Source organism: Bacillus sp. 22483 (genome assembly GCF_052044605.1).
Classification (GTDB): Bacteria; Bacillota; Bacilli; order Bacillales; family Bacillaceae; genus Bacillus; species Bacillus altitudinis.
On sequence record NZ_JBQENU010000002.1, the window covers coordinates 70375 to 89783 of the forward strand.

A 19409-nucleotide genomic window follows, 5' to 3' on the forward strand; every position below is an offset into this window, starting at 1 on the left:
GATGAATTACAGCCATAGCTTTTGTCATGGAGAGACGAATTATACACGTTTTTTAACAGTACCAGCCGCCATTTACAGATAAAATTTGACCTGTGACATAACTTGACTGCTTGGAGGCAAGAAACCAAATGGCATCGGCTATCTCTTCAGGTGCGGCAAGACGACCGAGTGGAATCTCCTCTTCCATCATCGCAAGGTCTTCTTGTGTGAAGCTTTTCATCATATCAGTCTGAACCGCACCTGGTGAGACTGCATTTGCTCTAATTCCACTTGGGGCAAGCTCTTTGGCAAGCCCTTTAATGAAAGCATTTTGAGCACCCTTGACCATACTATACAGCACTTCACACGAAGCACCCGTTTCCCCCCATATTGAGCTAACCGCAATAATATGACCTGACTTTTTTTGGATCATGGCAGGCAAAATGGATTGGGTAAGCTCATATGGACTTGTCACATGAAGCTGCACCATGCTGGCTAGAACTTCTTTTTCAGTATCTGTCACTAAACCAACATGACTCTTTCCGCTATTTAAAACAAGAATATCTGGATCAAGCGGCAGGCGGCTGACAAGCTCTGCTGCTCCGCCTGTTTTCGCTAAATCAGCTTGAACGACGTGCGTTTCTACTTGATATGTTTCTTTGAGATCAGCGGAAAGACGACTAGCCGCTTGTTCATTTTGATGATAATGGAGCATCAGATGGCAGCCTTCTTGGGCAAGCTTTTTGGCTGTCGCCTGCCCAATTCCGCCACTGGCACCAGTAATCAGTGCCCAACGACTCATACTTTGTTCCTACTTTCTTTATGGAATCCTTATTCTTTTCGTTTAAATGGGAACCAATTCGCTGATCCGAACAATTTGACCATCACAGGTACGAACAATGGTAGCACAACGAGCGCATACAATAAAAGCCCTGTGAGAACAAGTGTTGCAATCTGTAAGAGTGACAATACACCTGATGGCAGCATCGCTGCAAATGTTCCTGCCAAAATGACGGCAGCAGACATAATAACAGATCCCATATTTTTCATTGATTCAGTCATGGCAAACTGAATGTCTTTTGTTTTGTATTCATTGAAACGTTCCATTAAGAAAATCGAATAATCGACTCCAAGCGCCATTAAGATGACAAATCCAAAGAATGGAACAGCCCAGTTGATGCCCGGATATCCGAAGAAATGAGTGAAAATAAATTCGGTTATACCGATTGCTGTAAAATATGTCAAAATAAGCGAGCCCACTAAGTAAAGCGGCATCACGAGAGAACGGAACAGAATCACTAGTATCAGGAAAATACCGATCATCATGTAAAGAACCGTCTTATTGAAGTCTTGGTCTGACAGCTGTTTTAAATCAGCGTTCATACTTGATACACCAGATACGCCAAATGAAACATCTTTTAGGTTTGTTTCAGGAAGTGCACGTTTGACCGAAGCTTCTACTTGTTTAATTGTTTTCATGGCGTCGTTTCCATATGGATTGTCTTCTAAAATGACGTCAATCTTTGTCATTTTGCGGTCATCCGACATATAGGAATCGAACACTTGCTTGAATGCTTTATTTTTTAGGACATCTTTTGGAATAAACCAACCGGCCATGTCTTGATCTGGTGCGTTTTTCAGTTCATCTAAGTAGTCTCCTGCACCCATTAAGCCGTTTGAAATTTTCTCAAGGCCGTCGACACTTTTGTTTAGACCATCCGTCAGCTTGGTCAGATCGTCACCAAAGCCGCCAATTTTTTCTTTCATTTGTTTTTGACCATTAATGATGTCGCCGGCTCCATTTGCAAGTTTAGGCATACTATCAGCTAACTTTCCTTGGCCTTTAGACGTTTGATCTAGCCCGTTTTCAATGGCTTCTAAGCCAGCAATCAGCTCATCAATTTGATTTGTAAACACTTTTTGCTGCTCTGAAGCTTTTGCGATAAAAGCATCTGCTGCTTCAAGCTGTTTTTTTGCTTCTTTTGCTTGTTTTGCATAGCTGTCAGCCTGTTTGGCTCCTTCTTGCAAGGTAGTAGAAAGTTCCTTATATGAAGCCTTGATGGCTTGATATGATTGATTTTCTTTCACTTGCGGAATTTGCTGCTCAAGTGTACTGAACTGTTTATTCGCTTGACTGATCAAAGCTTTCACATCCGCTGCGGCAGAGGATGACGTATCGACTTGTGCCAATGCTGCTTTTAATTCTTTGGAAATGTTTTTATATAAGGCCACTTGCTGGTTTACTTGTGCAACCTGATCCGTTAGTTCTTTTTTCGCTGCCTTTATTTCATTTTTAATTTTAGCAACACCTTGTTTATTCTGATCGATACCGTCTTTTAGTTTTCTTAACGATTTCTCGACGTTTTGAATACCCGTTTGAACCGACTCAGTACCCGAAATGAGTTGGTTGATGCCTTTTCCTGATGATTTGATTTGTGGAGTTTGATCTTCAATAGATTTACTCGCTTTCGCAAGTCCATCTTGGATCTTTTTCAACCCTTCGTTACTTTTATCAAGTCCGCTATTTAGCTCTTTGGCTTGAGATTTCACGTACAGATCATTCAGTCCTTTTCCAACAGGGCGTGTCGCACTTCTCACTTTACTCACGCCATCTGTTTGTTCAATCGCACGACTGAGTTTTTCAACAGCAATTAGACCTTCGTTATTGTCTAAAAGATCGGATGATTTCACGACAACGGTTGCTGGAAGGGCTTCACCTGGTCCAAATTTGTCAGAGATCGTATTAAATGCATTGACGGATTCGTATTTATTGCCGATTTCGTCTAGGTTGTTATATGAAAGTGTTCCTTTATACATAAGAATCGCTGGAAGGGTAATAATTGCAACGATTAGCAAGCTGAGAAGTGGTTTCTTAAATGAAAAACGGCCGGCTGTTTCCCACATTTTCGATTGCGGGTGGGCAATATCGCCTTTGATCGGCCAAAATAACACTTTTCCTAAAACCGCCATAAAGAATGGAACGACAGTGAGCAGTGCCACAATTAACACGGCGACACCAACCGCCACGGCGACAGCTGATTTATACAGTTGGAATTCAGCTAAACCGATACATGTAAAACCAATGAGGACAGCAATTCCGCTGAATAAAACGGTTTTACCTGCCGTCTTATATGTTGTAATAATCGCCTCAATCTTATCTTTTCCGTGAGATAGTTCTTCTTTAAACCGGCTTAGCAACAGGATGCAGTAGTCGGTTCCAATCCCAAACATGATGGCGACCATAAAAATTTGGGTAAAGGTCGAGAGCGGAAAATCAACATACTTTACTAGGTAAGCCACAATGGATTGACTGACCAAATAGGAAAGCGCCACGGCCACTAAAGGAACGAACGGTGCCACTGCGGATCTAAAGACAAGCACAAGAACAATTAAAATAAACCCTATTGTAATGAATTCTGTTTTTTTCAGACCTTCTTGTGAGCTTGTGATGACATCATCGTCAATTAGCGGCTGCCCTGTCATTTCAAATTTCAGGTTCAGGCTCTTAAGCTTTTCATTGACTCTTTCTTTAAAATCGGATGCTTTGATTTTGTTCGAGTCGTATGTAACTGGAACAAGAAGTGTTGTTTGATCTTTAGAGAGCATCTGTTTTTTGATATCTTTGTTTGCATCAAAATAAGAAGTGATGTCTTCAACATGGAGATCTTGATCCTTTTCTAAAATCTCCATCGCTTTCTTTAAAGAGGCTTCTCTTTCTTTGACGATATCCTTTCCTTGAAAGACAATGACGATCGATTTTTCCGTATCCCCATTTTCAGACATGTTCTTTAATAATTGATCGGCGTAGGAAGAGGGATAACCATCTGGAACAGAAATCTGCCCTTTTTCTTTTGTTAATTGCGCCATATTAGGAGCGGTGATTAATAATACAGCCGCTAGTACGACCCAAAGGATCGTGATCAGCCATCTACCCTTTATGATTGCTCTCATTACTATGTTGTGCCTCCTCTTCGATGATAATTTGATAAATCTTTTCATATGTTTGAATAAATGATTCGATTTCTTTTTCATCAAATTTTTCTAAATATGACCGAACAAGATCCTGAAGCTGCTTTTCCATTCGGCTGACCACTTCTTTTCCTTCGGGTGTCACATAAAGATGAACGTTTCTTCGATCAGCTTGATCATGCTCTCGATAAATATAATCTTTATTAAAAAGACGATTGGTCATGGATGTCACAGCACTTTTGTTGACATTACATTCGATGGCAAGGTCTGTTGATGTACATCCTGGGTGTAAATTGATGTATCGAAGCGAGTAATATTGATCAAGTGTCAGTTCTTTATCGAGCTTTTCCGTGATCATACTCGATACTTTTTTTTCCATCATGAGATAGACGTCCGCATATCTCTGGATGAGCTGGGCAATTTTATTTTGTACCATATGCTGCTCCTTTAGTTTGATTGTTTAACTATTAAAGAGTTTAACTAAATCCCCAAACAATTGTCAATCAATATCTTCGCATATAAAGCGATTTCTTTAGCTGGACACAAAAAAGACAAACTCTTATACGTTGAGTTTGTCTTTTTTTCATTTATTTTGCTTTCGGTACGACTTTAAAAACTGACATTCGTTCTTCATCAATTTCTTCGTCTAAGATTTGCTGAATATCTGTTAATTGGATTTGCTCCAGTACTGGCACGACATCAAATAAGCTCATTTCTAAGAATGCGTATCGAGTGAATTGATTGGCGATGTACTCCGGGGAGTTCATCGCTTTTAAAAAGCTGCCAATTTTTTTCTTGCGAGCAAGTTCAATCTTTTCTTCTGTGATCAGGCTTTTTGCTTGAAGAAGCGTTTCTTTTAATTCATCTGCGAGTTGATCAGGGTCATTTGTGTCTCCGCCAACTGAAGTAAAGCCAAAACCGCCTTCTTCCGTATAATCGTAACTGAATGTCTCATCAATCAAGCCTTTTTCATACATACGCTCATATTGCAGAGAACTTTTACCAAACAATGTCTCTAAAATAAGATTCATGCCAAGTTCATGTTTTAACAGTTCATTGCCTTTTTTATGAGGATTCTTTGTTTTTAATCCAAACATACATTTTGAGCCTTGTACGTTCATTGGAAGTTCATATTCTTTTCGGTACACACCTTCAGGCTCATTGATGTCTTTTCGTTTGATCTCTGGCTGGTCTGTAAATGGCTTTTTCGCCTGATTCGCTCGAACTTGATCTAATATTTGCTTCGGATCAACGGGACCGACAACAAATAGAAGCATATTGCTTGGGTGATAGAACGTTTCATAGCATTCATACAAATGATCTTTTGTAATCGGAGCGATGCTTTCTACTGTTCCAGCTATATCAATTCTCACAGGATGCTCTTGATATAGATTTTCAATCAAACCGAAGAATAAACGCCAGTCGGGATTGTCATCATACATGTTAATCTCTTGACCAATGATGCCCTTTTCTTTTTCGACCGTTTTTTCAGTAAAATAAGGTTCTTGCACAAAATCAATGAGTGTCTCAAGGTTTTGTTCGACATTTGAGGTGCTTGAGAATAAGTAAGCTGTTCTCGTAAATGTCGTAAAAGCATTTGCGGATGCTCCTTGTTTACTAAATGTATGAAACACATCTCCATCTTCTTTTTCAAACAGCTTGTGCTCTAAGAAATGGGCAATTCCATCAGGCACTCGGATCATGTCTTCTTTGCCAAGAGGCACAAATTCATTGTCGACAGAGCCGTATTTTGTTGTAAAGGTTGCATAGGTTTTGTTAAACCCTTGCTTTGGCAGTACATAGACGTCAAGTCCGCTCTCCATTTTTTCGTGATAGACCGTTTCTTGCAGCTGGTCGAATTGAATTGTTTTCACTGTCATGAAGCACCCTCCGTTCCTTTAAGAAAATAGGTCGTATCCCATTCGATTTTTTGACCCACTTTGATGATGTCCTCTTTTGTCACTCTGTCTAACGCTTCTAAAAAGGAATCGAGGCTCTCCCCTGTTGGCACGACGGCATGCTGATATAAGTATTCCGCTGTTCCATAAGACGTATCAATGGTTTCGAGCAGCTGATTTTTGACGACAGCCTTTGTCTGTTCAATTGCTTCATCAGAAAAATCGCCTTTTTGCATGGCATCAAATTGTTCTTTGATAATGTCTACTGCCTGCTGATAGTTGCCGACTTCAATTCCTGACATGACCATCATCAAACCTTTAAAGCTCTCAAGTCTAGAAACAGCATAGTACGCAAGACTTGCTTTTTCCCGCACATTGATAAATAGCTTTGAATGAGAGAAGCCGCCGAATATGCCATTAAACAAATGCAGCGCCGGATAATCTTCATCTGCTATCGTTGTATGTGTGCGAAAGCCAATGTTCAGCTTTCCTTGTTTTACGTCCTCTTCATCAATGACTTCTTTTGGCTCTATTTGTGATCTTGATGATTCGGTATTTTGTTTGACTGGCTCTCTTTCACTTGTTTTAAAGTATTGCGAGACCATTCGATTGATGTCTTGTTCATCAACGTCTCCCACAACATAGAGATCTAGCTGGTTGGACTTAAGTGCACGTTCGTATGCTTTAAAGAGCGCTTCTGCCGTAATCGCTTCGACGTCTTCCATTTCACCATTGACGTGCAGTGCATATGGCTCACCTTTACACATTTCCTGCACAAGTCTTAAGTTTGAATAGCGCATTTTGTCATCATAAACGGCTTGAATGCGCTGTTTCAATGTTCGTTTTTCTTGCTCAACGTACAATTCATGAAATACTCCGTTTTCCACGTACGGGTGGAATAAAAGTTCAGAAAGTAAGGCAATCCCTTTTTCTAGTAAAGGGGTTTGATCCTTTAAATATTTTTCATTCGCCATTTCTAGACGGAAGGTAATGATGTGATTTTCACCTTTTTTCGCCATGTCTGCGGAAACGGTCGCCCCATAGAGCTCGTCGAAATAAGCACGAAGCTCTCCCGTTTTCGGCATTTTTTCTGTTCCTCTTAAAAGCACATGCGGGAAAAGGGAACGCATGGTGACGTCATCTTTGGATAAAGGCGCAAGCATTTTAAAAAGGATCGTCACGGTTTTAAATTTTTCTGTTTTGACAATATGAGTATGAAGACCAGGTGTATCAAATGTCTTCTCTTGTAAGTACGTCATGAGAAACCTCCTTTGTTCATCCTATTTATTATGTATTAGAACATAGCTGATATATACGTGAAACAGCCATTTAATAGTCATTATATCAATCAGAGGAAAGGATAGGAAATAAAAACGCCTCTGCTAAAAGCAGAGACGCAGGTTGTTATTTCATTCTAAACGGCCACCAATTCCATTTTCCAAAGATGCGAACCATGACCGGGATAAAGAGTGGTAGAACAACAAAAGCATATAATAAAAGTCCAATGAGTACGACCGTTGCAATTTCAACTAATGATAATACACCCGATGGCAGCATCGCAGCAAAAGTACCCGCTAAAATAGCAACTGCTGAAATAATGACGGACCCCATATTTCTCATCGCTGATATCATGGATGCTTGAACATGCTCTCCCTTCCATTCATTAAAGCGATCCATCAGGAAGATCGAATAATCAATGCCAAGGGTCACAAGGATCACAAAGCTGAAAAATGGAACAGCCCAGCTGACACCATCGTAGCCAAAGAATGTTTTGAAAATCCATTCTGTTAAGCCAATGGATGTAAAATACGTTAATATGAGTGAAAGTGTTAAGTATATCGGCATGACGATTGACCTTAGTAATAAAACTAAAATAATAAAGATACCAATTAACATGAAAATAACCGTTCTGATAAAGTCACCGTCTGACGTTTCTTTTAAGTCAACATTTAAACTGGAGATACCAGATACACCGTAATTGGCATTTTTCAAACCACTTACAGGTAAATATTGATCAAGGGTTTCTTCGATTTTTGCTACACCTTTCATTGCTTCATTGCTGTATGGATTTACATTTAAAATTACTTCAAAGGTTGTTAATTTGCGATCTGGGGACATATACGTATTAAATATTTTCTTAAACTCATGGCGTTTCAATACTTCTTCTGGTATAAACCAGCCCGTTACTTCTTCATCTGGTGCTTCCTGAAGCTGTTTTAAGTAGCTGTCTGCCTCGGTAAAGCCGCTTTTTACTTGCTCAAGTCCGGAAATACTTTCATCTAATCCATCTGTTAATAGTGATAGTTTAGATGATAGCTGGTTAAACCCTTTTTTCACGGCTTTTTGGCCATCTGTCAGCTGATCTGCGCCATCTTCAATTTTAGGCATTTCTTTGATGAGCTGTTTTTGGCCTTTATTCGTTTCATCAAGACCATCATAAATTTGATCTAGACCTGTCATCAGCGCCTTTACTTGTTGTTTGATTTCTTTTTGCTTGCTTGAGAACGTTTGAATGACTTGATCTGCTTTCTTGATCTTTTGTTTAAAGGCAGATGCTTCCTCTTCATAGACACTCATTTGCTCTCCAGCTTGATCGAGCATTCCTTTTGTGTCTTTGAATACTTTTTTGATTTCTTTATATTCATTCATGTCTTTGATTTCTGGAAGCCGGTTTTCAAGCCCTTCAAATGATACGTTTTCATAGGATTGTTTCACTTTTTTAATCGTTGTCATCAGTTGCTCATTTGATGTTGCGTGACCTTCCAGTGTGCTTACGACTCGTTCAAGATCTTGAATCATGGTTTCACTTCTGCGGTATTCTTGCTCTAATTCTTTTTTCGCTTGTTTGATTTCAGTGCGAATGGTTCCTACGCCCTCTTTACTGCGCCTCACACCATCCTCTAAAGAAATGAGTGATTTCCTCACTTCTCCGATACCGCCTTTGATAGCTTTTGTCCCATCAATCAATTGATCAATCCCTTTAGCGGATTCTTCAATTTTTGGTTTTTGTTTGAGAAGTGCTAAGTTTGTTTCGGTCAAGCCATCTGTAATTTTCCCGATGCCCTCGTGACCTTTCCCAAGCTCTCCTCCTAGCTCTTTCGCTTGAGAGGTAACGTAGAGCTGACTTAACCCATCTCCAACTGGGCGAGTGACACTGCGAACTGCTTTCACTTCCTCAATGTCATTTAACTTACGGGTCAGTTTTTCAATCATGACGATCTTTTCTTGATTATCGAGCTCATTGTCACTTTCGACAAGCACATTCAGCGGCAGCGCTTCACCAAAGCCAAATTGCTCAGATATCGTATTAAATGCAGACACTGACTCATACTTTGTCCCAATCTCATTTAAACTATTATAAGAAAGAGTGCCGTCATACATCAGAATCGGAGGAACAGTGATGAGTGCAACTACACCTAAGCTGATGAGCGGTCTTTTAAATGAAAAGCGTCCAGCCCATTCCCAAATCTTACTTTGTGGATGACGAATGTTTTCTCTTTTAGACGGCCAAAAAAGGGATTTTCCGAAAACCGACATAAAAAAGGGAACGATTGTGACAAGTGCAATGAGCAGGATGCCAACGCCTACGGCAACGCTGACGGCTGATTGGTACAATTGGAATTTTGCGAAACCAATACTTGAGAAGCCGACTAACACAGCTAAACCGCTGAAAAAGACTGTTTTCCCTGCACATTGATACGTGATGATAATTGATTCTTTGACATCACGCCCCTGACCAATCTCCTCTTTAAAACGGCTTAAAAGTAATATACAATAATCCGTTCCTATACCGAACATAATAGCTACCATAAAAATCTGAGTGAAATTAGACAGAGGAAATGGTGTATATTCTACGAGAAAAGCCACAATACACCGGCTGACAGCATAAGAAATGCCAATCGTAATAAGCGGAACAACAGGTGCCAGTATCGATCTGAATACAATTATTAAAATAAAGAAAATAAAAATCATCGTAATAAGTTCAGTTTTCTTCAGACCTTGTTGAGAGCTTTTAATGACATCTGAGTCCACAAATTTTTGACCTGTCATTTCATATGAGACGTTGTAGGGCTTTAAAACTTCCTCAATTCGTTCTTTAACCTTCACAGCTTTTGTTTCGTAGTGGTCGAATTTGAATGGAACAAGAAGTGTACTTTTATCCTTTGATAAAAGTTGTTTTTGAATGTCACGATCTACATGAAAATACGAAGTAATTCCGTCAATGTGGAGTTCTGGGGCATGTGTCATGAGTGCAGCTAAAGCCTTTTTTAATTCCTGCTCTTTGGCAGGGAACAAATGTTGTTCGGAGAATACAATCACACCAGTATCTTTTTTCCCATTATGATCTGAAAGCTTATCCAATAAGTGAAGTGCCTCAGCTGTTGGTGTCCCCTCTGGAACCTTTAACTGCCCTTTTTCTCTTGTTAATTCCTCTAAATTGGGCGCAGTAATAAACAGAATCACAGCTGTTATCATCCACACCATTAATACAATCCATCTTGCTTTAATTATTTGCAACATAGCTGCTTCAAGCTCCTTCTAGTTCATCAATCAATTTGCTGTTTTTGAGCGTGTCTGAAGTGCTGACTTCGTCTCCTTCAACGTGCTAATGGCAGGATGACCTATTCAATTGTCCTTTCGTGTTGAAGAAACGCATATCCATCATCAGCCACGAGCTCAATTTCTGCCTTAAAACAAAGACAGAAAATGAATGTTTTTGAACACCTCCTATTTGGGATAATTTAAAAGATATTACTATACATTAGTTTAACTATCAAAATTTTACATGTCAATTTATAAAAAAGAAAAAAGATGGCAAAATACCGTCTTTTTTCTATGTTTAAACCGTTTTCAATTGTTCACTTTCATCCTTTTCATCTGGCTGGATGAAAAAGAGGACCAAAAATAATGAAATGAGACTACATATGGTCGATAGAATAAAAACGATGGAGTCTCCTTTATCCATAAGAAATGCGTAAATTGGAGGTCCTAAAGCAACACCGATAAAACGCATACTGCTATAAAATGACGTAATGGTTCCGCACTGCTCTTTTTCAATACCTTCTGTTATCAACGCATCAAGTGCTGGAAGCACAATGCCGATCCCTACGCCGCCAATACTTAAGCAGACAAACAACACGTAAAAACTGTGATTCCACCATAAAAATAGATACGAAAGTGATAAAAGAGCCATACCAACGATGAGAAATATCCTCATTTTCCCCTTTTCTTTTCCAATTGTTTTCCCTGCAATGTACGAGCTGATTGATAAAAAAAGGAGCGGGATGCTTAGCAGCAAGCCTTTTTTGACACCCGTTATTTGATACGCCGCCTCTAGGTTATCTGATAAATAAAAGAGCACGCCAAAAAGAAGAAACATAATAAAACCGCCAATAGCAAAAATGGCATAAAGCCAGCGTCCTTCATGCTTAAAAATCGTCTTTGTTGATTTTAAAAACTCTTTAAATGTAGGCGGATCTTCCTCTTTCTTTGCGGATTCAACCATAAACAGTACCATCACAAAGCTGATGATTGAAAAGAATGGAATGAACCAAAACGGTACAAACCAAAACCAAGAAGCGAGAAGTGCCCCAATAATAGGACTTAGTACCTTTCCAGCTGTATTAGAAGTTTCAATTGCTCCAAGTCCCGCACTTACCTCTTCATCATCGTGAAACAAATCGCCAATAAACGGCATGACGACAGGTGCTGCCCCGGCTGAGCCAACTCCTTGAAGGACCCTGCCAAATAGAATCCACATATAGGGTTCTTTCATGATGCTTGAGGCAACAGCTGCCACAGCTCCTCCAAGTCCTGCGATTAAAAGACACGGCAAAAGTACCTTTTTCCGCCCAATTCGGTCAGATAAATAACCGGCAATCGGAATACATAAAATCGCCACAACGGAGTATACCGTAATAATGAGTGACACTTGAAAGGAAGTGATTGAGAGTTTCTTTTCTATCTCTGGTAATACGGGTATTAGCATCGAGTTCCCAAGCGTCATGATTAGAGGCACTGATGATAATGCAATAATATTCTTTTTACTGACCGTTTTCTCGCCCAACATCATTCACCCAATTCTATATACTGTTACGTTTAGTGTGGCATGTTTCACGGGTTTTATGTATGGGCAAACAAAAAGCAACCGCCTATGGAAGCGACTGCTTTGTTAAAATCGTTTACGTATGACATGGAAGCTGAATTTATCCGCTCGAAAATAATTGAGCGAGTATAAGACCGGCTGATCATCTTGATCATAGTGCATTTGTTTCAGTAATAGTAAGGCTGTTTCTGGGTCACATTCTAGTATCGGTGAAACCTGATCGTGATAACCAATCGGTTCGATGTCTGCCACTGCATATTTAATTCCGCTGTGCGGTTCTCTGCCAAACAGCTCAAAAAGCGATTCTTCCTCATGAGTAAAAGAAGCGGGAAGATGTTTGACCGGAATTTTATCTAAACAATAGACGACTGGCTGTCCATCTGCTGTTCGAACGCGTTCCATTGAAAAAACCTTCTCGGATTCATCACACTGAAAACGAATGACATCATTCTCTGTCGGCTCTCCTTCTTGTGAGGACAAAAAGATGGTACCTGGCGTCATATTGACCTGTTCAATCATTTTTGTGACACTTGTCAGCTGTTCAATGCCAGTAGAAAAAAGCGGTCTTGAGTTGACGAAAGTTCCCACACCATGCCTTCTAATTAAATACTTCTCTTCTTCTAATATACGAAGGGCTTCACGAAGGGTCGCTCTGCTAACGCCTAAAAGCTTTGAGAGCTCAAACTCAGAAGGGAGCTTTTCTTTTTCGGCATATACACCTGTTTGAATATCTTCTTTAATACGGTCAATCACTTTCAAATATAAATGGCGATTGTCTGTTTTGGTCGACATGTTTTCCCTCCGTCTAATCAATGCAAATGATAAGATGAGAAATCTTTATTCCGAGATAAGATGAACATAACTATATCACGTTTTTGCAAATAAATAAATAGTCTGACATCCAGTTAACATAATCAATAATCGTTAACTTCATGTTAGGAAAGCTCTCTTCGAATTATGAAGAGAGCTCGTCATGTTGTTCTTTTGAGAGGAGGACTTCTCTCGGTTTACTGCCTTCATATGGTCCGACAACCCCGCGCTCTTCCATTGCGTCAATAAGACGTGCGGCACGGGTATAACCGATGCGGAACCTCCTTTGCAGCATAGAAACAGAGGCCGTCTGCATGCCAATGATCAGTTCAACTGCTTCATCATATAAGTCGTCGTCCACAGCCCCAAGCTGATCTTGCGTTTCTTCACTCGGGATCATTTCTTCTTGATATTGTGCTTTTTGCTGCGTGATGACATGATCAACGACATGTTCCACTTCTTCATCTGATAAAAAGGCGCCTTGTACACGAACTGGTTTGTTCGCACCGACAGGTAAGAACAACATATCCCCTCTGCCCAGCAATTTTTCTGCGCCTCCCATATCAAGAATGGTCCTTGAATCGGTTTGTGACGATACGCTAAATGCAATACGGGAAGGGATATTTGCTTTAATGACACCTGTAATGACATCAACAGAAGGCCTTTGTGTAGCAATAATTAAATGAATCCCCGCAGCACGTGCCATTTGAGAAAGCCTTGTAATGGAATCTTCTACATCAGAGGAAGCAACCATCATTAAATCAGCAAGCTCGTCTACAATGACGACAATATAAGGTAGTTCTGGCTGCTTCGCCTCTTCTGATTGATTCATTCGTTTAATGTAATCATTGTACCCTTCAATATTTCTTGTGCCCGTATGAGAAAACAATTCATAACGGCGCTCCATTTCACTAACCACTTTTTTAAGTGCCTGTGAGGCTTTCTTAGGATCAGTCACAACTGGAGCCAACAGATGCGGGATGCCATTATAAACATTTAATTCAACCATTTTCGGGTCAATCATCATCATCTTCACTTCATGAGGTTTTGCTCTCATGAGAATGCTTGTGATAATGCCATTGATACATACGCTCTTTCCGCTTCCTGTCGAGCCAGCCACAAGTAAATGCGGCATTTTGTTCATTTCAGCCAGCACAGCTTCACCAGAAATATTTCGGCCCAGTCCGATGAGCAGTTTGGCATTTGGGCGGTCATTTTGTTTCGATTCTAAAACCTCTTTTAAAGAAACCATTGCAATTTCTGCGTTGGGAACTTCAATTCCGATGGCGGATTTACCAGGAATCGGCGCTTCAATTCGAATGTCTTTTGCAGCTAATGCAAGGGCTAAATCATCACTCAAGTTGACGATCTTACTTACCTTCACGCCGACATCAGGGTATACTTCATATTTTGTGACGGCCGGCCCTAAATGAACTTGTGTCACTTTTGCTTTTACACCAAAGCTTTGGAAGGTCTTTTCAAGCTTTCTTGCATTTTCATAAATATTCTTCTTATCTGTTTGCTGACCTGAATGCTGCGGCTCAGCTAAAATATCAAGCGATGGCAGCTCATAATCCTTATTTTCAAGCTCCGTGAACGTCATAGGCGGAGCTTCTTTCGGTTCATCCCCTGTATCAGGAGACGGAGTGCCTTGTACAGTTTCTTGAAGAGGATCTGGCTCTTTGACCGGCTGATCTTTTTGAACCGGCGATGTGAGCATGTCATCTCGATCAGCAAAACTTGAGATAATCGGCTGACGATTATCAGAAGCCTGCTCTCCTTCCTCGATCAAGATATGATCATGATCTTCTTCGGCCTCTTCTTGCAAGCGTGAACGTTTTTTCTTTTCACTTGTTTTCTGCGCAGGTGCATTCTTTTTCGCCTGCCTTATGCCTTTCATATCTTCAATAAATGCTTTCCACTGCTTCACCAAAAATTGTGATACAGGCAGCGTCACTTTTTTGACCATTTCTTGCAGTGACCGGTTTGTGATCAGCACAATTCCAATCAGCATTAGCACAATGGCCATGATTTGCGACCCTGCTTGTGCAAACAAGAAATAGGAGGCCGCAAATAATACAGCACCGATCATACCGCCTCCTAAATCGGGCGAGCCTGTCTCACCTTTCATATCCATTAAGAATAATTCAAACGTATTTCTGATCACACTTTGAGAGCCTATCACGCCTGCAGCTGAAAGATGCTGAAAAAGCTTCACATGTGACAAAAGCAAGATACTCGCAATGATGCAGTATAAACCTGCTTTTCTTCTTGTCAGTAAATCAGGAATTTGTTTTTTCCAAAAGATCGTCACACCAAAAAGAAATAATCCGATAAGGCAGAGAATAAACCATTCACCTGCAAAGAATCGGAATAGATGTACAAAGGTTTGTCCAACTACACCTAGCTGTAAAATGGCAATGATCGCTATGGCAATACAGACTAACCCATTTAGTTCATATTTCAGTTTTAGCTGTTTATTTTGTTTTTTTCTTGTTTTACGTTTTCTCTTTTTCGCCATACTCATCACCTTACTACAAAAGAAAATATAACCTACGAAAAGATCAGAAAGAAAGCAGCCTGGTTTTGGCTGCATCTTGTTGTAAGTTTTCCCTTTATTATAGCATAGAATCATTCATATGAGTCGGTTTGATTGGTGCCTAAATGTAACTTCAATCGCTTACCTGGTGCAAGCTCCTGATTCAAAAAGTCCATTGGATTCGTACTCATCACTTGAACGATTTCCGCTTCATCTTCTTTCATTTCAACCATCACTGGCACGCCCTGAATGTTTACCTGCTGGAGTTTGCGTTCTCCTTGTTCCTCAGCGTAAATGGCTTCATAAGGCATAGGTGTATATAAAATCATTGGATCAGCCCCTCGTTTTGTGCTGCCCGTTCTCCAATAAGCTCGTTCAGCTTTTTAATCGCTTGTCCAACGCCGCCTACTTCATTCATCAGCCCGTATTCCGCCGCCTCATGGCCAACGACATTTGTCCCAATGTCTCTTGTTAGATTGCCTTTAGAGAACATAAGCTCTTTAAATTTCTCTTCTGTAATGTTTGAGTGACTCGTGACAAAATTTATGACTCTTTCCTGCATTTTATCTAAGTATTCAAAGGTTTGCGGAACACCGATGACTAGACCGGTTAAGCGTACAGGGTGAATGGTCATCGTTGCTGTTTCGGCAATGTATGAATAATCACACGATACGGCGATTGGGACCCCAATAGAGTGGCCGCCGCCAAGCACAATGGATACAGTCGGTTTGGATAAAGAAGCAAGCATTTCTGCAATAGCTAGTCCTGCTTCTACATCGCCGCCCACTGTATTTAAAATGATTAGAAGTCCTTCAATTTTTGGGTTTTGTTCAACTGCTACGATTTGTGGAATGACATGTTCGTATTTGGTTGTTTTATTTTGTGGCGGTAGCTGCATGTGCCCTTCAATTTGTCCAATAATAGTCAGGCAATGTATGTTTGTATCTTGTGACAACTGCGGGACGGCTGTTTCACCAAGCTGTTGTATTTTACTCATAATGCTATCTTTTTCTTCTGGTTTTCGCTCAGGCTGCTGTTCATTCTGTTCGTCCATTTGTCTCCATCCTTTCCTAAAAACTCTCCTCCTATTATGAACAAGATCGCCACATTCCATCCGCATTCATCATGTCACATCAAAAAAGCCCAAAGAGCTTGTGCTCTTTGGGCTTAGCGTGTAGACAAACCCTCGCATTCGCCAGCAGTCCTGCGCTTCGGTACTCACGAATGTCAAATTCGCTCCGCTCCGGTGCTCGTCCTTTCTAGACTGCAAAGGTTTTCTATCACGCTAAAAAGAAGACAAAGTGCTAAAATAAAGTTCATTTTAGCACTTTGTCAACAATCTAAAGCCCAAAGAGCTTATGCTCTTTGGACTTTTCTCATCACACTTCCATAATAATTGGAATGATCATTGGCTTGCGTTTTGTTTTTTCATATAGGAATTGATTTAGTACATCGCGCATGGATTGTTTCAGTGTTGACCATTCAACAATTGAGTTTTCCGTTTGCTCTTTCACAATCCCTTTGACCATTTCTGTTGCTTTCACAATCAGCTCTTCGGATTCTCTTACATAAACAAATCCTCTTGTGATGATCTCAGGTCCAGAAATTAATTGTTTCTTTTGTTTATCGAGCGTAATGACCACAATTAAGATGCCATCTTGAGACAATAGGCGTCTATCACGTAAGACAATATTCCCAATATCACCAACACCAAGACCATCGATCAAAATGTTCCCTTGATGTACTTTTTCACCGATTTTGACGTTTTGACCTCTAAATTCCACAACATCCCCTTTATCAATTAAGAAAATGTCGCTTCGTTTCATGCCCACTTCTTCAGCAATACGAGAATGTGCTTTTTGCATGCGATATTCGCCGTTTACTGGAATTAAATACTTTGGCTTCAGTAAGTTCAGCATAAGCTTTAACTCTTCTTGACAGCCATGTCCAGATACATGCACACGTTTTTGAGCAAAAATCACTTGTGCTCCGCTTCTTGTAAGGAAATCCACCGTTTTTGAATAGGTAAGTTCTTGTCCTGGAAGAGGTGTAGACGCAATCACAACCGTGTCATCTTTTTCAATATGAAGCTGTTTGTGATTTTGTTTCGCCATTTTTGTTAAAGCAGCGAGAGGCTCGCCGTGGCTTCCTGCTGTGAGAATGACCACACTGTTTTTCGCCATTTTTTTCACTTCTTGGACTGGAACAAATAATTCTTCGTCCGCTGTCACATAACCAAGTTTGATCGCAAGCTGAAGAGTTGTCATCATATTTTTCCCTGCTACTGCAAGCTTACGGCCATTTTGGTTTGTGGCATTAATGATTTGCTGTACACGGTTAATATTTGACGAAGATACAGCGACAATCACACGGTTTTCAGCATTGTACATCGCATTTGAGATTTCGTCTTGGACGAGCGCCTCAGAAGGTGTATAGCCTGGTTTTTCAGCATTTGCACTGTCTGAAAGAAGTGCTAAAACGCCATTGTTTCCAATTTTCGCAATCTCTCCAATGTCACAGGCTTGGTTAAGCGCTGGGGTTTGATCAAATTTAAAATCACCTGTGCATACGATTGAACCAAGAGATGTTTTGAAGCTGATTCCGACTGAATCAGGAATACTGTGATTCGTTCTAAAGAATGATACCTTTGTTGTTTCAAATGTAATGACTGACTTTGCATGAACCTCTCGCAAATCAGCTTTTTGATTGAAGCCGTATTGCTTTAACTTTTCTCGAAGTAACGCAAGGGTCAGCTTCGTGCCATAAACTGGTACAGACAATTTGCTTAAGCAATGGAATACGCCTCCGATTGCTTCATCATGTCCGTGGGTAAGAAAAATTGCTTTCACCCGATCAGCTCGTTCTGTTAAATAAGAGATATCAGGAATGACCACGTCAATGCCTAGCATTTCGTTTTCTGGATGCATGAGTCCTGCATCTACAACATATATGTCGGAATCAATCTCAATGACATATAAGTTTTTCCCGATTTCTCCAACGCCTCCCAGTGCAATAATTCTTACGTTCTCTGTATTTTTCTTTTTCAAAATTCTTATCCTCCTAGTCTCAAGCCCGTCCATCATCGCTTAATGCTATTATAACTGAATCTAATTTTAGAAAACAAGATGAAGTCACATTTTAAGAAAGTGTTTATGTATAAAAAACGGTCATACTCAGGGACATCTGAGAATGACCGCTTACGAATTTTTTTGTTTTGATCAGCTGTTTAATACGCTGCTTAAATTCAGTCTCTCTTCTTCTGATAAAGGTAAAAGCGGGAGTCGAACGGATCCGACATCTAATCCTTTCAGCTGAAGAGCTGTTTTGACAGGCGTTGGATTTGGCGCTGAGAACAGCTGGTTCATGATCGGCACCAGCTTTTGATGAATCAATGCCGCATTCGCTGTTTGTCCTGAAGCGTAGCTTTTTAGCATTTGCTGCATATCAAGGCCTACAATATGAGAAGCCACAGAGACAACTCCTTTTGCACCAATCGCAACCGCAGGAAGCGTTAGGCTGTCGTCACCAGAGTAAACGTCAAAATCTTCTGGTGTCTCTGCAATGATTTTTGTCATGGCATCTAGATCACCGCTTGCTTCTTTGATTGCGACAATGTTCGGTATTTGCGCAAGCTTAATCGTTGTTTCTGGTGCTAATGAAGCAACCGTTCTTCCTGGTACATTGTAAAGCATGACAGGAAGAGATGTAGACTCGGCAATTGCTTTAAAGTGTGCATACATGCCTTCCTGTGATGGCTTGTTGTAGTAAGGTACGACAAGCATCACTGCATCAACGCCCGCTTCTTCTGCTTTTTTCGTTAGTTTAATAGACGCATTTGTGTTATTACTGCCTGTTCCTGCAATGATTTTACAACGACCATTTGCTAATTTCACCGATTGCTGAAAAAGAGCGACTTTTTCTTCAGTCGATAAAGTTGGCGATTCGCCTGTTGTCCCTGCAACGACTAAAGAGTCACTGCCGTTTTTTAACAAGTAATCAATGAGAATTGATAGCTTTTGGAAATCAATGTTGCCCTTTTTATCAAAAGGTGTAATCATAGCTGTTGCGATATTTCCGAAATTCATTTTTTTCACCTCATCATGATTCA

At 40.4% G+C, this 19409-nt stretch carries 13 protein-coding genes; all 13 read right to left on the reverse strand.

The features are described 5' to 3' along the window. Positions 1-52: 52 nt before the first annotated feature. Positions 53-781: an elongation factor P 5-aminopentanone reductase gene (ymfI, locus tag ACTJJQ_RS03335; protein ID WP_440599950.1), complete on the reverse strand. Its 729-nt coding sequence runs from the start codon at positions 779-781 to the stop codon at positions 53-55. Between the two features lie 29 nt (positions 782-810). Beyond that, complete coding sequence (locus ACTJJQ_RS03340) at positions 811-3930, reverse strand: MMPL family transporter (protein ID WP_440599951.1); 3120 nt, start codon at positions 3928-3930, stop codon at positions 811-813. Then, positions 3908-4384 (reverse strand): MarR family winged helix-turn-helix transcriptional regulator, encoded by a 477-nt coding sequence (locus ACTJJQ_RS03345; protein WP_024720380.1) that lies wholly within the window; start codon positions 4382-4384, stop codon positions 3908-3910. Before ACTJJQ_RS03345 ends, ACTJJQ_RS03340 begins: the two co-directional genes overlap by 23 nt. A gap of 151 nt (positions 4385-4535) precedes the next feature. Next, entirely contained in the window at positions 4536-5828 is a 1293-nt protein-coding gene (yfmH, locus tag ACTJJQ_RS03350; RefSeq protein WP_440599952.1) for an EF-P 5-aminopentanol modification-associated protein YfmH, read from the reverse strand. Beyond that, entirely contained in the window at positions 5825-7105 is a 1281-nt protein-coding gene (gene yfmF / locus ACTJJQ_RS03355; RefSeq protein ID WP_440599953.1) for an EF-P 5-aminopentanol modification-associated protein YfmF, read from the reverse strand. The genes yfmH and yfmF overlap by 4 nt, the downstream gene beginning before the upstream one ends. 145 nt (positions 7106-7250) lie before the next feature. Beyond that, positions 7251-10367, reverse strand: coding sequence for an MMPL family transporter (locus ACTJJQ_RS03360; protein ID WP_440599954.1), 3117 nt, complete (start codon positions 10365-10367; stop codon positions 7251-7253). Positions 10368-10686: 319 nt separating this feature from the next. Further along, positions 10687-11916: an MFS transporter gene (locus ACTJJQ_RS03365; protein ID WP_440599998.1), complete on the reverse strand. Its 1230-nt coding sequence runs from the start codon at positions 11914-11916 to the stop codon at positions 10687-10689. A gap of 102 nt (positions 11917-12018) precedes the next feature. Continuing rightward, complete coding sequence (locus ACTJJQ_RS03370) at positions 12019-12744, reverse strand: GntR family transcriptional regulator (protein WP_008344706.1); 726 nt, start codon at positions 12742-12744, stop codon at positions 12019-12021. A gap of 163 nt (positions 12745-12907) precedes the next feature. Then, positions 12908-15283, reverse strand: coding sequence for an FtsK/SpoIIIE family DNA translocase (locus ACTJJQ_RS03375; RefSeq protein ID WP_414834737.1), 2376 nt, complete (start codon positions 15281-15283; stop codon positions 12908-12910). 110 nt (positions 15284-15393) lie between these two features. Then, positions 15394-15630 carry a YlzJ-like family protein gene (locus tag ACTJJQ_RS03380; protein ID WP_008344712.1) on the reverse strand — a complete coding sequence of 79 codons (237 nt, stop codon included), beginning with the start codon at positions 15628-15630 and terminating at the stop codon, positions 15394-15396. Continuing rightward, complete coding sequence (locus tag ACTJJQ_RS03385; protein ID WP_326378245.1) at positions 15627-16355, reverse strand: ClpP family protease; 729 nt, start codon at positions 16353-16355, stop codon at positions 15627-15629. The genes ACTJJQ_RS03380 and ACTJJQ_RS03385 overlap by 4 nt, the downstream gene beginning before the upstream one ends. Positions 16356-16680: 325 nt before the next feature. Beyond that, positions 16681-18348, reverse strand: coding sequence for a ribonuclease J2 (rnjB, locus tag ACTJJQ_RS03390; RefSeq protein ID WP_008344715.1), 1668 nt, complete (start codon positions 18346-18348; stop codon positions 16681-16683). 171 nt (positions 18349-18519) lie between these two features. After that, on the reverse strand, positions 18520-19386 hold the full coding sequence (dapA, locus tag ACTJJQ_RS03395) for a 4-hydroxy-tetrahydrodipicolinate synthase (RefSeq protein WP_039166632.1): 867 nt from the start codon (positions 19384-19386) through the stop codon (positions 18520-18522). Between the last annotated feature and the right edge of the window lie 23 nt (positions 19387-19409).